Origin of the sequence: Pantoea sp. BJFS-204 (assembly GCF_049310725.1) — a bacterium.
GTDB classification, from domain to species: Bacteria; Pseudomonadota; Gammaproteobacteria; order Enterobacterales; family Enterobacteriaceae; genus Pantoea; species Pantoea agglomerans.
The window spans coordinates 379,287-393,264 of the sequence record NZ_JBMOWE010000001.1; the positions used below are offsets into that span (position 1 = coordinate 379,287).

At 56.2% G+C, this 13,978-nt stretch carries 12 protein-coding genes; 8 read left to right on the forward strand and 4 right to left on the reverse strand.

Translation table 11 applies throughout. The features are described 5' to 3' along the window. Positions 1-38: 38 nt before the first annotated feature. From ACO6VX_RS01685 to ompC, 5 genes are all read left to right on the forward strand, one after another. The gene (locus tag ACO6VX_RS01685) at positions 39-1,982 is read left to right on the forward strand and encodes an Ig-like domain-containing protein (protein ID WP_422457499.1); all 1,944 of its coding nucleotides are present in this window, start codon (positions 39-41) and stop codon (positions 1,980-1,982) included. Between the two features lie 304 nt (positions 1,983-2,286). After that, a complete protein-coding gene (locus ACO6VX_RS01690) occupies positions 2,287-3,642 on the forward strand; it encodes a TolC family outer membrane protein (RefSeq protein ID WP_010248373.1) in 1,356 nt (451 codons plus the stop codon). A 16-nt stretch (positions 3,643-3,658) separates the two neighbouring features. Continuing rightward, positions 3,659-5,812 (forward strand): type I secretion system permease/ATPase, encoded by a 2,154-nt coding sequence (locus tag ACO6VX_RS01695; protein WP_010671026.1) that lies wholly within the window; start codon positions 3,659-3,661, stop codon positions 5,810-5,812. Beyond that, entirely contained in the window at positions 5,809-6,978 is a 1,170-nt protein-coding gene (locus ACO6VX_RS01700; protein ID WP_010248368.1) for an HlyD family efflux transporter periplasmic adaptor subunit, read from the forward strand. The genes ACO6VX_RS01695 and ACO6VX_RS01700 overlap by 4 nt, the downstream gene beginning before the upstream one ends. 598 nt (positions 6,979-7,576) lie before the next feature. Then, on the forward strand, positions 7,577-8,695 hold the full coding sequence (gene ompC / locus ACO6VX_RS01705) for a porin OmpC (RefSeq protein WP_010248366.1): 1,119 nt from the start codon (positions 7,577-7,579) through the stop codon (positions 8,693-8,695). A 17-nt stretch (positions 8,696-8,712) separates the two neighbouring features. Here ompC and ACO6VX_RS01710 read toward each other — a convergent pair whose 3' ends face one another. After that, the gene (locus ACO6VX_RS01710; protein ID WP_010248364.1) at positions 8,713-8,907 is read right to left on the reverse strand and encodes a hypothetical protein; all 195 of its coding nucleotides are present in this window, start codon (positions 8,905-8,907) and stop codon (positions 8,713-8,715) included. Positions 8,908-9,056: 149 nt separating this feature from the next. Continuing rightward, a complete protein-coding gene (locus ACO6VX_RS01715; RefSeq protein ID WP_010248361.1) occupies positions 9,057-9,167 on the reverse strand; it encodes a hypothetical protein in 111 nt (36 codons plus the stop codon). A gap of 171 nt (positions 9,168-9,338) precedes the next feature. Between ACO6VX_RS01715 and apbE the strand changes: the two genes are divergently transcribed. From apbE to ACO6VX_RS01730, 3 genes are all read left to right on the forward strand, one after another. After that, positions 9,339-10,385: an FAD:protein FMN transferase ApbE gene (gene apbE, locus ACO6VX_RS01720; protein WP_033788219.1), complete on the forward strand. Its 1,047-nt coding sequence runs from the start codon at positions 9,339-9,341 to the stop codon at positions 10,383-10,385. Beyond that, positions 10,385-11,026, forward strand: a complete 642-nt coding sequence (gene alkB / locus ACO6VX_RS01725; RefSeq protein ID WP_422457503.1) for a DNA oxidative demethylase AlkB — start codon at positions 10,385-10,387, stop codon at positions 11,024-11,026. Before apbE ends, alkB begins: the two co-directional genes overlap by 1 nt. Positions 11,027-11,122: 96 nt before the next feature. After that, the gene (locus tag ACO6VX_RS01730; protein ID WP_010671022.1) at positions 11,123-12,775 is read left to right on the forward strand and encodes a multidrug ABC transporter permease/ATP-binding protein; all 1,653 of its coding nucleotides are present in this window, start codon (positions 11,123-11,125) and stop codon (positions 12,773-12,775) included. 170 nt (positions 12,776-12,945) lie between these two features. Here the strand turns inward: ACO6VX_RS01730 and ACO6VX_RS01735 are convergent, their stop codons facing one another. After that, entirely contained in the window at positions 12,946-13,662 is a 717-nt protein-coding gene (locus ACO6VX_RS01735) for a 4'-phosphopantetheinyl transferase family protein (protein WP_422457505.1), read from the reverse strand. A 71-nt stretch (positions 13,663-13,733) separates the two neighbouring features. Then, positions 13,734-13,937, reverse strand: coding sequence for a hypothetical protein (locus ACO6VX_RS01740; protein WP_003854174.1), 204 nt, complete (start codon positions 13,935-13,937; stop codon positions 13,734-13,736). Positions 13,938-13,978 lie beyond the last annotated feature (41 nt).

The following is a 13,978-nucleotide window of genomic DNA, read 5'->3' on the forward strand; positions in this document are numbered from 1 at the left end:
GTTTTTGTCTGCGTTTCTGTTCTGAACTGAGGTTACCTATGTCATCACGCGATACGCTTCGTACCATCCGGCTTGAATCCATTTTTCAGACGGCGGTGAGCGATTTTGCCGTCGCCGATAGCGCTGTGCCCGCCATTGCGCCAGCCGCCACGCAAAGTCTGAGCCTTCCTTTCGCCACGCCGGGCCAGAGCCTGCCGATCACTACGCTCTCCACCGAGTCACTGCATAGCAGCCCGCTCAACGACAGCACACTGGCTGTCAGCGCGGTGAAAAGTTCGCCGCCCGCTATGCTGCGACCCTATGAACCGATCGCCAGTGATGGCGTGATCGCTGGCTGGGAAGCGCAAAAGCCGGTGCATCTGCGCGGTCGTGCTGAAGGTGAAGCGGGCTCCACCGTAACGCTGACCTTCAACGATCAAAGCTGGCACAGCACCGTCAATAAGTGGGGCTACTGGAACGCCTCCATGCCGGCTGATACGCTGAAAGGCGTAGCGGATGGCAATCACACGCTGACGCTGACCATTACCGATAAAGCAGGGCAAAGCACGGCAACCACCGTAGATTTTGGTCTCTATACCGACCGCACGATCAAACCTACCCTGACCGTGGACACGGTCAGTGGTGACAACGCGGTGAGTATTGCTGAGAGCATTTATGGCGTCGAGATTAGCGGCAGCGCAACGCATTTGCCGGTGGGGTCGGTGCTGAAACTGACGCTGGGTACGCAAACCACCACCGCCAGCATGGGAAATGACGGTAAGTGGTATGGCACATTTCATGAAAGCGATATGCAGGCGCTGAAAGACGGGGTCTACAGCCTGAAAGTCACGGCGACTGATCCCAATGGAAAAACCGCCACCGAATATCACGATCTGACGCTAATCACCCATCTGAGTAGCCTGCCAAAAATTACCTTTGATAAGGTCACTGCGGACGATGTGATAAACCTGGCAGAAAGCCAGCAGGATCTGCTACTGAGCGGCACGCTCTCCACCGTCATGCCGGGCCATCGCCTGGTGATCACGGGTGCCAACCAGAAAGATTATGCCGCCACCATAGGCGATGATGGACACTGGCAGGTGGTGATCCCGGCAGCGGATGTGCACGCCTTTATCAACGTTGGGGAAATCCGCGCCTGGTCGATCGACGGGGCCAAAAACTACATCGACGTCACGCATGAGCTGAATATCCACACCGGTTTTATTCCGATCTACACCGAAATGGATATCGGCGGTGACATGACGCTCAACTATCAGGAGGCGCAGCACGATCTGAGCTTCTACGTTGAAGGCGCCAACACCCTGGAGATCAACGGTAAAACCTACCAGCCCGATGCCAAAGGTATGGTAACACTGACCTCCAGCGAGCTGCTGGCACTGCCGGATGGCCCGGTCGCCGCCACCTTTCACCGCTGGGATGAATATGGCAACAGCGACACCCAGACCAGCGATAAACTCTTTACCGTAGCCGTGCACCAGCGGCCAACGCTGACCCTGGACACGGCTTTTGGTGATAACAAAATTGATGCTGCCGATGTCAACAGCTGGCATCTGATTCAGGGCAGCTCCAGTCATCTGCAACTGGGCAGCCTGGTGGAATTAACGCTGGGCGATCAGCACTACAGCGCCAGTGTAAAAGCCGATGGCGGCTGGGCGCTGACCATTCTGGCCGGGCAGCTGGCACCGCTGGACGATGGTGAGTACCAGATGACAGTCAGCGGCAAAGACAGCGCCGGTAATCTGGCCAGTGCCAGCCAGACGGTACAGGTGGCCTCACATACCGAAAGTGCCAACCCGCTGGAGGGTCAGACGGTGGACCAGTTGCTGGAGACGGTCAGCCTGACCCAGCAGGCGGAGACGGCGCACGTGGCGCAGGCATCTTCTGCCGCCGCCGCACCGCAGGAAAGTCATCTGTTCTCTGATATTCCTTATACGCTCGCCGACCACCTGCTGCAGCATCCTGCGGCACACCCCCTGGTCTGACGCTGACACATTAGTAAACGCACTGCCTTCCGGACAGGTCTGTTAAGCCTGTCTGGATTGGCGCGAGCTCGCTCAGTGGTTGCTTTTCGTTCGTTCAGCAGAAATATTAACGATTTCATCTGTTTTTAGCAGGAATAAGCGCGGGATCTGATCTAATAATGTTAAAGGTCGTTTAGCGTCTCGCTTGCGAACCATAAATAAAATAACGCAGTAAATCTGTCAGACGCTGAGTAGTACCCCTTTTTGCTCGCTTTGTTCACCAGGAAAAACACCATGATGATAAGAACCCCTGTTGGTATGGATAATGAACAAAGCGCGATTAACTTTTTTGTTGTGCGCCCTGAGTGGCGTTGCAGTGCACGCGGCCTTTGCCGCACCGTTACCTAAAGCCGAATTTAACTGGCGCGCCGCGCCCACCGAAGAGCAGATTGCCAGCTTAACGCTGCGCGACGCCATTCTTCGGGCCTTCGCCCGCAATCCGAAAATCTCGGAAGCGGCGGCACAGATCCACATCGGTGAGGGGGATCTTGATGCCGCCCGCAGCGCCTGGTATCCGCAGATCTCACTGCAGGGCGCGGCGGGACGCTCTCATCAGACTGACTCCGCCGGGAGCCTGAACAATAACGGCTCCGGCGGTATCACACTCAGCCAGCTGCTCTACGACTTTGGCCGCACCGGCAGCGCCATCGATGAGCAGCACGCGCTGTCGGATGCTTATCGTTACAGCCTGTTCGACTCGATGACCACCGTGGCGGAAGATACGCTGCAGGCCTACCTCGAAGTCAAACGTTACCAGGCGCTGGCAGAAACGGCGCATACCAATATTGCCTCACTGAAGCGCGTGCGGGATATCGCGAAGCTGCGCGCCGATGCCGGCCTCAATTCCCAGTCCGACGTGCTGCAGGCAGAAACCCGCATCGCCGCGATGCAGGCCACGCTGGAGCAATATCGCGCCCAGCATCGTTCCGCCACCGCGCAACTGACCGTGCTGACCGGCGTGGTCCCCGCTACGCTGCCTGAACTGCCACAGGCGCTGCTTAAGCAGCAGATCACCCTCGACAAAATCGCCTATGAAAGCAGCGCGGCGGTGCGCAGTGCGCAGTCGAAGCAGGAAGCCGCTCGTGAACGGGTGCGCCAGGCAGAGTCCGGTCACTGGCCGACGATTAAAGTGCAGGCGGGCCGGACCCGCTATGAAAACGATCGTCAATCTTACTGGGATGATGAAGTGCAGCTGCAGGTGGAAGCGCCGCTTTATCAGGGCGGCCTGGTGAATGCGAAAACCCAGTCAGCGGAGGGCGATCGTGAAGCGGCGCAGGCCGCTATTCAGCAGGCCAAGCTCGCCATCAATCAAAACGCCTCTACCGCCTATGCCGACATGATTGGCGCGCAGCAGCGGCAGGCTGCCGGGGAAGTGCAGCTGGCCAGCGCCGACCATACCCGTAATGTCTACGCCGATGAATATCGCCTGAGTAAGCGCAGCCTGAACGATCTGCTTAGCGTGGAACAGGATGTGTTTCAGGCTGACAGCTCACGTATCACCGCGCTTTACGATGGCTGGGACGCCACCGTGCGTTATGCCGCCGCGGTAGACAATCTGCTCGATATCATGGGTATCGATCGCCAGCAAAGCAGCGGCGATCTCCTTCCTTCGCTGCAATAGCGATAAGGCATTAATAATGAGTACATCAACCCTGAATACCGATAACTGGATTGCCGCCATGCTGCGCGTAGCCGCGCGATTCGGTAAACCTGCCGATGGCAAAACCCTGCGTCAGCAGATGCGCTGGTTTGAACATCTGCCGGTGTCACAGCAGCTGGAACGACTCTCCGGCCTGCTGGGACTGCATCTGACCATGGTGCCGCAGAACAAACTGCGCTGGCGTCAGGAGATCACCCCGGTGGTGCTGGTGCTGGAGAATGCCAGCGTGGCGGTGCTGGAGAGCATCGATTCAGACAACAGCGCGCGCTACTGGCTCAGTGAAGGTGGCGATGTGGTGCGTGAAAGCGCGTTATCAGAACTGCTGGCACGCGCCCAGGGCGATGTCGGCGTGATTGGCGTAGCGGCGCGTGGCCGTGATGCGCGCATCGACGAATTCGTTCAGCCTTATGAACCACACTGGTTCTGGAAAAATTTTCGCGGTATGGGCCGCCGTATCACGGAAATTTCGCTGGCCTCGGTGATCAGTAATGTGCTGGCACTGGCCGGTATTCTCTTTTCGATGCAGGTCTACGATCGGGTCATCCCGGCCCAGTCGCAGTCCACGCTGTGGGTACTGTTTGTCGGCGTGCTGATCGCTGCGGCCATTGAGTATCTGATCCGGCTGATGCGGACCCAGGTGTCAGACTTAATGGGCAAACGCATCGACCTGAAAGTCTCGGCCATGCTGTTTGCCCGGGCGATGAGCATACGTAATGAGGCGCGTCCGAAGTCGACCGGTTCGTTTATCTCGCAGCTGCGTGAGATCGACCAGGTGCGTGAGCTGCTCACCTCGACCACGGTAGGCGCAGCGGCCGATCTGCCGTTTGTTATCCTGTTCCTGTTTATTATGTCGTTTGTTGGCGGCTGGCTGGTGCTGATTCCGCTGGCAGCGATCCCGCTGATCGTCATTCCCGGTCTGCTGGTGCAGATCCCGATGGCGCGGCTGGCCAAAGAGGGGCTGCGCGAGGGCGCGCTGCGCAATGCGGTGCTGGTAGAGACCATTGAAGGGATTGAGGATATCAAGGCGCTGCAGGCGGAACCCTATTTTCAGCGTCAGTGGGAGCAGACGCACGAAGTCAGCGCCTCAATCAGTAACCAGCAGCGGTTGTGGGGCGCGCGTCTCACCGGCTGGGCCTCGACTGTGCAGCAGCTCACCTATGCAGGCATGCTGGTATTTGGTGTCTATCTGGTGCTCGATTCGCAAATCACTACCGGTACGCTGGTTGCCTGCAGCCTGCTCTCATCACGCACCATCGCCCCGCTGATGCAGCTGACCATGGTTTTCTCGCGCTGGCAGCACGCCAAAATGGCGATGAAAGGGCTGGATGAGTTGCTGAAAAAGCCGCTTGATCAACCTGAAGCGACCACGCTGGCACACTGCCCGACGCTCACCGGCCAGTACGATCTGCGCAATGTGCACTACAGCTATGACGAAGAGAATGAAAAGAATGTGCTCAACGTTCAGCAGCTGCAGATTAAGCCCGGCGAGAAGATTGCCATACTGGGCAAAGTCGGAGCAGGGAAATCGACGCTGCTGAAGATCCTCGCCGGTCAGGCGCTGGCTACGCAGGGCAAAGTGATTGTCGATGGCGTCGATATTGAGCGTATCGATCCCACCGATTTACGTCGTCAGCTCGGCTGGCTGTCGCACGACTCTCGCCTCTTTTTTGGCACGCTGCGGCAGAATCTGATGCTGGGCAATCCCCATGCCAGCGAACAGGAAATGCTGCAGGCGCTGCGCATCAGCGGCGCGCTGTCGCTGGTCCAGCAGGATGCCGCCAGCCTGGACCGCATTATCAATGAAGGCGGGCGCGGACTTTCGGGCGGCCAGCGTCAGATGGTGATGCTGAGCCGGTTGATCCTGCGTCAGCCGCAGGTGGTGTTGCTGGATGAACCCACCGCGGCGATGGATGAACAGCTGGAGGAGCATGTGATCCGTCAGCTACAGGGCTGGATCAGCGGCCGGACGCTGGTGCTGGTGACGCACCGTCCGGCGCTGCTGAAGATGGTCGATCGTATAGTGGTGATGGATAACGGCCGGATTGTGGCCGATGGCCCGCGCGACGAGATCCTGCGCCGCGCGACGACACCCGCGCCGGCACCGTCGCCAGGTAAAGGAGACACCGCATGAGTCTGGTTATTGTTGATAAAGATCTTGCTCGTCATGAGCGCCGGACATCGGCGATTATCTGGCTCTGCACCGCCGCGCTGGCGATTTTTCTCATCTGGGCGCACTTTGCCATTCTGGATGAGGTCACGGTCGGCACCGGTAAAGTCACCCCTTCCAGCCGCGCGCAGGTGATTGACAGCCTGGATGGCGGCATCGTCAAACAGCTTAACGTGCATGAGGGCGACATTGTCGAAAAAGGGCAGGTGCTGGCGACCCTCGATCCGACACGCTTCCAGTCGAACTTCGGCGAGGCGCAGGCCAAAGTGCGCACCCTGCGCGCCTCGTCCGAGCGGCTGGAGGCGGAGCTGTCGGGCACGCCGCTGACATTCAGCGCCGAAACGCTGAAGGAGCCGAACCTGGTGACGCGTGAACGGCAGCTCTACGAGTCGCGACGCCGTAATCTCACCGAAACCATCAGTAATCTGCAGCAGTCGCTGCGACTGGTGCAGGATGAACTGCGCCTGACGGAACCGCTGGTTGCCAAAGGCGCAGCAGGGCAGGTCGAGGTGATTCGACTGCGTCGTCAGGTCAGCGATCTGCGCGGCAAAATCGATGAGGCGCGCAATGACTATCTGGTGCGCGCCCACGAAGAGCAGGTGAAAAATAATGCCGAACTGGATGCGCAATTGCAGGTTGCTGCAGGCAAAGAGGATCAGCTGACGCGTGCCACGCTCTATTCACCGGTGCGCGGCATTGTTAAAGATATTCAGGTCACCACGGTCGGTGGGGTACTGGAGCCTGGCGGTAAACTGATGGAAATCGTCCCGCTGGAGGATCAACTGCTGATTGAGACGCGCATCAATCCACGCGATATCGCTTATATCCGGCCCGGTCTGGCGGCTACCGTCAAAGTGACCGCCTATGACTCCTCCATCTATGGCGATCTGCACGGCGAAGTTGAAACGGTGTCGCCAGATACCCTGCAGGATGAGGTAAAACGTGATCAATATTACTATCGTGTTTATGTTCGTACCCAGAAAGCCGAGCTGACTAACCGTGCCGGACGTAAATTCCCGATCGTGCCCGGTATGGTGGCCAATGTAGAGATTAAAACCGGTCAGAAATCGGTTATGGATTATCTGATTAAGCCCCTGAATAAAGTCAAAGAATCGATGCGCGAGCGCTGAAAATCCGCACCAGCTAAAATATCCGCCTGCTTAATTACGGTGATAAATTAACATGGCGGATATTTGGGCAGTCAGGGCGCAAAGCGTGCGTATTTTAACAATATGTGCGGAAACAGGCCGTAGTTAATTTAACCCGGTTAAGAAAGTTTACGAAGATATAACGGAACGGTAAATAGCAGGCAAAAAAATGCCGGACAACTTGTCCGGCGGGAAATAATAAGTTGTACATCTCATTCGGGGAGAATGAAGGTAATAATGGAATAAATGATGATAGCGGGGTCTATTCTATTACCAGATGCCGTATAAGTTTTATCATTCAGTGCTTCGGAATACTCTGATGTAACCTGTTGATAACATAGCTCTCTGAATCGGTTTATCGATTTGTGCGCCATTTTTTATCGATCCGTGCTGGTTATTAGTTCCCCGTTATTTACATTATGAAATAACTGTTTCGACGTATGAAACACTTTTGGAAATTTAGTAGCATTTTCCTGGTGGATTATTGCCCGTTATAAAACAACAATGGCCTGCCGGCTGAATTTTTAATCATTCAGTTAGCAGTGGCAAATAATAAAGGCACATAACAGAGGGTAATAAAATGAAACGTCGCGTTCTCTCCCTGATGATCCCTGCGTTGCTGGTTGCAGCAGGATCAGCAAACGCAGCTGAAATCTATAACAAAGACGGCAACAAATTAGATCTCTTTGGTAAAGTTGACGGTCTGCACTACTTCTCTGATAACGATGGTTCTGATGGCGATCAGTCTTACGTTCGCTTCGGCTTCAAAGGCGAAACCGAAATCAGCAATGAGCTGACCGGTTACGGCCAGTGGGAATACCAGGCGGCGCTGAACAACGCCGAGTCTGAAGGTACGGCTGACAGCTACACCCGTGTTGGTTTTGCCGGTGTGAAATTTGGTGATGCAGGTTCGTTCGACTACGGTCGTAACTACGGCGTAGCTTACGACATCGGCGCATGGACCGACGTGCTTCCAGAGTTCGGCGGCGACACCTACGGCGCAGATAACTTTATGTATCAGCGCGGTAACGGCATGGCGACCTACCGTAACAATAACTTCTTCGGTCTGGTGGATGGCTGGAACTTTGCAGTCCAGTATCAGGGCAAGAATGGCAACAGCACCGAGTCTCCGAATGGCCGTGACGTACTAGGTCAGAACGGCGACGGCTGGGGTCTGAGCACAACTTATGATCTGGGTTCAGGTTTCGGCATTGGTGCGGCTGCTTTCCAGTCTGACCGTACCAACGACCAGAACAGCGCAACATCAGGCATCCTCGGGAGTGGCGATAAAGCGGAAGTCTATACTGGCGGTCTGAAATATGACGCGAACAACGTCTATCTGGCGGCTATGTACTCACGCTCGTACAATGCGACCCGCTTCGGCGACAGCACCAATGACTCTTCAGCTTATGGCTATGCGGATAAAGCGGACAACTGGGAACTGGTTGCGCAGTATCAGTTCGACTTTGGCCTGCGTCCATCCCTGGCGTACGTCACCTCACGCGGCACCGATGTTCAGAACTGGGGTAAACAGAATCTGAAAAAATATATCGACGTTGGCGCGACCTACTACTTCAACAAAAACATGTCCACCTATGTTGATTACCAGATCAACCTGCTGGACGACAACGCTTTCACCGACGCAGCCGGTATCAATACCGACGACGTGGTGGCACTGGGTCTGGTTTACCAGTTCTGAGTTGTACGGGAGCGCAGTTACCGCTGCGCTCCTGCGTCACCTTTCGGGCTGAGCGCTTCAGCCTTTCGCCACTTGGTGGCTTCCGGCGCGGTTGTCACTGACGACACCACGCTGCCGAATCGCGCGCCTTCAAATGCCACGCCTGCCAGGGTGAAGGCTGAAAAGCTCAGCCAGTGATGCCATGCTGACTGCCACTTCTGTGAATTTTTCATTCTGCACCTCTCAGAGATAAACACTGTTTCAACAGTGCAGAATTCATGCCAGCTTTACCGCTCTCATAGCCACAGACCTCGCGCGCACTTTGGTACACTTGCCGCGCGCGTCAGGGCGATCTTGCCCCAATCAGGTGCAGTTAAGCCTGTTATTGGCGCGGGCGTGAGGGTGTCATGTGACGATGACGACGCTGATGCAAGACTTTATAGCTACTGAAGATAAACAGCCCCAGGGCAATGACGAGAATCAGATAGATCATCTGCCGCTCCTTACTTTGATTAACGTTAGTCGCCTGATAAAAGGCGCATACAGGGTAGATGACCGGTGAATACTGATAGGTTTCAGAGAAATATTCAACTCTCTTTAAGCGTCTTTACCCGAAGTTTATGCTTTGTAGCAGAGCTGAATAAAGTGTTACAAGTGAGGAAAGATGCGTTCTCAGATTAATCTGCTGTTTATAGCGATGTTAGCATTGATGTTAACGGCCTGTGATAAGCCAGCGACCACATCCGCGCTGGTGCTGGAAGGAAAAACCATGGGAACCGTCTGGCGGGTAAGCCTGGCCGGTGTGGCGAGTGAGCGCAGAGCGGAACTGCAACAGCGGATTCAGCAGCAGCTGGATGCGGACGATGCGGAACTCTCTACCTGGAAGCCAGACTCCGCCTTATCGCGCTTTAACCAAAGCCGTGACCTGTCACCGCAGCCGGTGAGTGAAAACATGGCAGATATTGTCACGACCTCACTGCGGATTGGCCGTAAAACCGGCGGGGCGATGGATATTACCATCGGGCCACTGGTCAACTTATGGGGCTTTGGCCCGACGAAGCAGCCCGGCCATACGCCGGATGCGGCACAAATCGCCGCCGCCCGGGCGCAGACCGGATTGCAGCATCTGCGGGTGGTGCAGGGCGCAGATGGACAGTGGCTGCAGAAAGATCTGCCAGGTCTCTATGTCGATCTCTCGACGGTGGGCGAGGGCTTCGCCACCGATCATCTGGCGCGACTGATGGAGCAGCTCGGCATCAATAACTATCTGGTGTCTGTGGGCGGCGCCGTGCTGAGCCGTGGCCTTAATGCGCAGCAGCAGCCGTGGCGGGTGGCGATTCAGAAACCGACCGATCGTGAGAATGCGGTTCAGGCGCGCGTTAATCTGCAGGGACACGGCATCAGTACCTCCGGCAGCTATCGCAACTATTATGAACTGGACGGCAAACGCATTTCTCATGTTATCGATCCCGTTACCGGACGGCCAATTGAGCATAAACTGGTTTCCGCCACGGTGATCGCCACCACGGCGCTGGAAGCCGATGGCTGGGATACCGGACTGATGGTACTTGGCACGGAAAAAGCCCAGGCGCTGGCGATCGAACAGCATCTGGCGGTCTATCTGATCAGCAAGCAGGGCGATAAATTTGTCAGCTGGATGTCGCCGCAGTTCGCTGCTTTCCTGATCCCCGCTGAATCCGGAGAACCCTGATGTTAGATCTGTTTAGTGAAGAACAACCCTGGCAGGAGACGCTGGCTGAGGGCGCGGTGATCCTGCGGCGTCGCGCACGTGAGGATGCAGAGGCGCTTTATCAGCAAATAATGGCAATTGCGGAGCAGAATCCGTTTGCCCATCGCATTACGCCCGGTGGCCATCGCATGTCGGTGGCGATGACCAACTGTGGCGATTTCGGCTGGTCGGTGGATTCTCGCGGCTACCAGTATCAGCAGCAGGACAACCTGAACGGGCGTAAATGGCCGGCTATGCCGCCGCTGTTTCGTACTCTGGCGCAGCAGGCGGCGTCTGAGGCGGGGTTCCCTGGCTTTAATCCGGATGCCTGCCTGCTTAATCGCTATGAGCCGGGCGCGAAGCTGACGCTGCATCAGGATAAAGATGAGAAAGATCTGCGTCAGCCTATCGTTTCGGTGTCGCTGGGTTTACCGGCGGTCTTTCAGTTTGGCGGTTTCGAACGGGGTGACAGTACCCAGCGTGTGCTGCTGGAGCATGGCGACATTGTGGTGTGGGGCGGGCCGTCGCGCCTGCGTTACCACGGCATCCTGCCACTTAAGCCAGGCGTTCATCCGCTGTTGGGTGCCTGGCGTTATAACCTGACGTTTCGACGCGCTTTCTGACCCACCATGCCGGTTACGGCGTGGTACGAATAACTATTGCTATCATTTTGCATCCCATTACACTGCAGGCTGTTTTTTGACTGCTGGATTGCCTGCATGACGTTGCTAAGCGTTGTTTTTCGCCAGTTCCGCTGGCCTTTTATCGGGGTAATTGCGCTCACGTTGTTAAGCGCCGTGCTGGGTATCGGCATGATCGCCTTTATCAATCGCGAAATGATTGTCGCCATCAACACCTCATTCGCGGTACTGCCGCAGTTTCTGTTGCAGCTGGTGGTGCTGATGGCGGTGACGCTGGCCTCGCAGCTGGCGCTGACCATGCTTGGCCATCAGTTTGTCTGGCGACTGCGCGGCGAATTTATCAAGCGTATCCTCGATACCCGCATTGAACGCATCGAGCAACTCGGTAGTGCGCAACTGCTGGCGGGACTGACCAGCGACGTGCGGGCCATTACTCTGGCCTTTGTACGCCTGCCGGAGCTCTTTCAGGGCGTGATTATTACGCTTGGCTCGGCGATCTATCTTGCGTGGCTGTCGCCTAAAATGCTGCTGGTAACCAGTGTCTGGCTGGGTGTCACGCTGGTTGGCGGCTGGCTGCTGGTCTCGCGGGTTTACCAGCACATGGCAAAGCTGCGGGAAATCGAAGATAACCTCTATCGTGATTATCAGACGGTGATTGAAGGGCGCAAAGAGCTACAGCTTAACCGCTCACGCGCTCAGCAGGTCTACGACACGGTTTATCAGGAAGATGCCCGCGCCTGGCGACACCACATTGTCCGCGCCGATACTTACCATCTCAGTGCGGTCAACTGGTCAAATATCATGACGTTAGGCGCTATCGGTATGGTCTTTTTTATGGCCAACAGCCTGGGCTGGGCCAATACCGCCGTCGCCGCTACCTTTTCCCTGACGCTGCTGTTTTTACGCACGCCGCTGCTCTCCGCGGTGGGCGCGTTACCGACGTTGCTCAGTGCCCAGGTCGCATTCCGTAAGCTCAATGCCTTTGACCTCGCTCCTTATCAGTCAGGATTCCACTCCGCCTCCACGTCCTCAGACTGGCAAACGCTGGAGTTGCGCGATGTCTCTTTTCACTATGGTGATAACGGCTTCCAGGTCGGGCCGGTTAACCTGACGCTGCGCCGGGGCGAACTGGTCTTTCTGATTGGCGGCAACGGCAGCGGGAAATCGACGCTGGCGATGCTGCTGACCGGTCTTTATCAGCCTCAGTCCGGCACGCTGCTGCTGGATGGCAAGCCGATAACGGCGGATGAGCTTGATGTGTGGCGCAGTCAGTTCTCGGCGGTCTTTACCGACTTACATCTGTTTGACCGGTTAATCGGGCGGGAGGGGATTGCGGCCAATCCGGCGCTGGTTCAGCTCTGGCTGGAGAGACTGAAGATGCAGGATAAGCTGAAGATTGAAGGCAACAAAGTGCTGAATCTGCAGCTTTCTAAAGGACAGAGTAAGCGACTGGCACTGCTGCTGGCGGTGGCAGAAGAGCGCGATGTGCTGCTACTGGATGAGTGGGCGGCGGATCAGGACCCTCACTTCCGACGTATCTTTTATCGCGAGCTGCTGCCGTGGCTACAGCAGGCGGGTAAAACGGTGTTTGCCATCAGCCATGACGATCACTACTTCATTCATGCCGATCGGCTGCTGGAGATGCGTGAAGGCAAGTTGACGGAGCTGACCGGTAATGAGCGCGATCTTGCCACGCTCGACTCGGTAAAACGCACCGACACCGGGCTTTAACGGTAGCTGGCAAAGCTTAGCAAAAAAGCATAGTGGCGTGCTTCGCCTGAACCAGGCTACGTTAGCGATCAGCAGAAACTCCGGTTTCTGCCATTCTGAACCTTTTCTTTCGTCTGTGTTACCCCCGGCTAAACCGCAAAGTTTTAACGCGTATTGTTTAGCCGGTTTTTTTAAAGCCGATGTGTGATTAGCGTGATTACCTGAGTCTCCCGCCATACAAAGCTCGCCTCCAGTAACGTCCCCATCGCAAAACATCCGCTGAAGTGCTGAGTCAGTCGCAACGTCGCGCGCTGCTGCGCGAAATCTACCGACACCAGTTCCGCATCCGGAAAGTCCATCGGCTGAAGCAGTTGCGGCCAGATGGCTTTGTAAACGCTCTCTTTGAGGGAGAAGAGCAGGGTAGCGGCAGCGCGAAAAGAGACGGGCAGCGTCCGTAACAGGTGCTGTTCCTGCTCGTTCATCAGCAACTCAGCCGTTTCATGCGCCGTCGTCTCTGACATGAACTGCTCGACATCCACCCCAACAGCGCAGGGCTGACGGGTTGCCGCTACCACAGCGATGCCTGCACTGTGCGACAGTGACGCCTGAATGCCAGCGGGCCAGCAGGGGGATCGATCGGCTGCATTGGTCAGAATGAAATCAGCAATACCCAGTTCTGCCATCACTGACCGGACCAGCAGACGGCTGGCGAGGTATTCAGCACGCCGTTTACTGACAGCCTGCTGCAGTCGGGCGGGCAGCGGAATATCCCATTCGACAGCCAGCCCGTCATGATACTTTTGCGGATCGAAGTGACTCACCGCCAGCAAAGGATCGCTGCGGTTAAGGTGCCGGGAAAGGATAAAGCCGCCTGCAACAGGCGGCAGCGGCAGGTCGGGATAGCGCATGCGGGACCATCATCAAAACCAAAAAGGCATTAAATCAGGCGCGATGGATCAGGGCAAGCAGCCCGCCGGAATCAGTCGTTGGGAGGAATGGCAAAACTCTTCAGAGAAACAACGAAATGGTGGTGACCCCTGCTGATGCGTGCACCTCGGTCGCACCAGTGGCTTGCCAGACGAAAGAAATCGTCGCTGCCAATGTCATACGCCAGTTCCACTTTGCTAATGCCTGAATGCAGCAATGCTTCTGCATCTTTCAGGCTTTTCGCTTTGATCGCCATAAAAATTATCCGTCAATTTCTGGGGATTTCAGGGTAGGCAC

Excerpts from the sequence above, each read along its gene's own strand:
- ACO6VX_RS01685 (WP_422457499.1), top strand. The coding sequence starts at position 39 with ATGTCATCACGCGATACGCTTCGTACCATCCGGCTTGAATCCATTTTT.
- ACO6VX_RS01690 (WP_010248373.1), top strand. The coding sequence starts at position 2,287 with ATGAACAAAGCGCGATTAACTTTTTTGTTGTGCGCCCTGAGTGGCGTT.
- ACO6VX_RS01695 (WP_010671026.1), top strand. The coding sequence starts at position 3,659 with ATGAGTACATCAACCCTGAATACCGATAACTGGATTGCCGCCATGCTG.
- ACO6VX_RS01700 (WP_010248368.1), top strand. The coding sequence starts at position 5,809 with ATGAGTCTGGTTATTGTTGATAAAGATCTTGCTCGTCATGAGCGCCGG.
- ompC (WP_010248366.1), top strand. The coding sequence starts at position 7,577 with ATGAAACGTCGCGTTCTCTCCCTGATGATCCCTGCGTTGCTGGTTGCA.
- ACO6VX_RS01710 (WP_010248364.1), bottom strand. The coding sequence starts at position 8,907 with ATGAAAAATTCACAGAAGTGGCAGTCAGCATGGCATCACTGGCTGAGC.
- ACO6VX_RS01715 (WP_010248361.1), bottom strand. The coding sequence starts at position 9,167 with ATGATCTATCTGATTCTCGTCATTGCCCTGGGGCTGTTTATCTTCAGT.
- apbE (WP_033788219.1), top strand. The coding sequence starts at position 9,339 with ATGCGTTCTCAGATTAATCTGCTGTTTATAGCGATGTTAGCATTGATG.
- alkB (WP_422457503.1), top strand. The coding sequence starts at position 10,385 with ATGTTAGATCTGTTTAGTGAAGAACAACCCTGGCAGGAGACGCTGGCT.
- ACO6VX_RS01730 (WP_010671022.1), top strand. The coding sequence starts at position 11,123 with ATGACGTTGCTAAGCGTTGTTTTTCGCCAGTTCCGCTGGCCTTTTATC.
- ACO6VX_RS01735 (WP_422457505.1), bottom strand. The coding sequence starts at position 13,662 with ATGCGCTATCCCGACCTGCCGCTGCCGCCTGTTGCAGGCGGCTTTATC.
- ACO6VX_RS01740 (WP_003854174.1), bottom strand. The coding sequence starts at position 13,937 with ATGGCGATCAAAGCGAAAAGCCTGAAAGATGCAGAAGCATTGCTGCAT.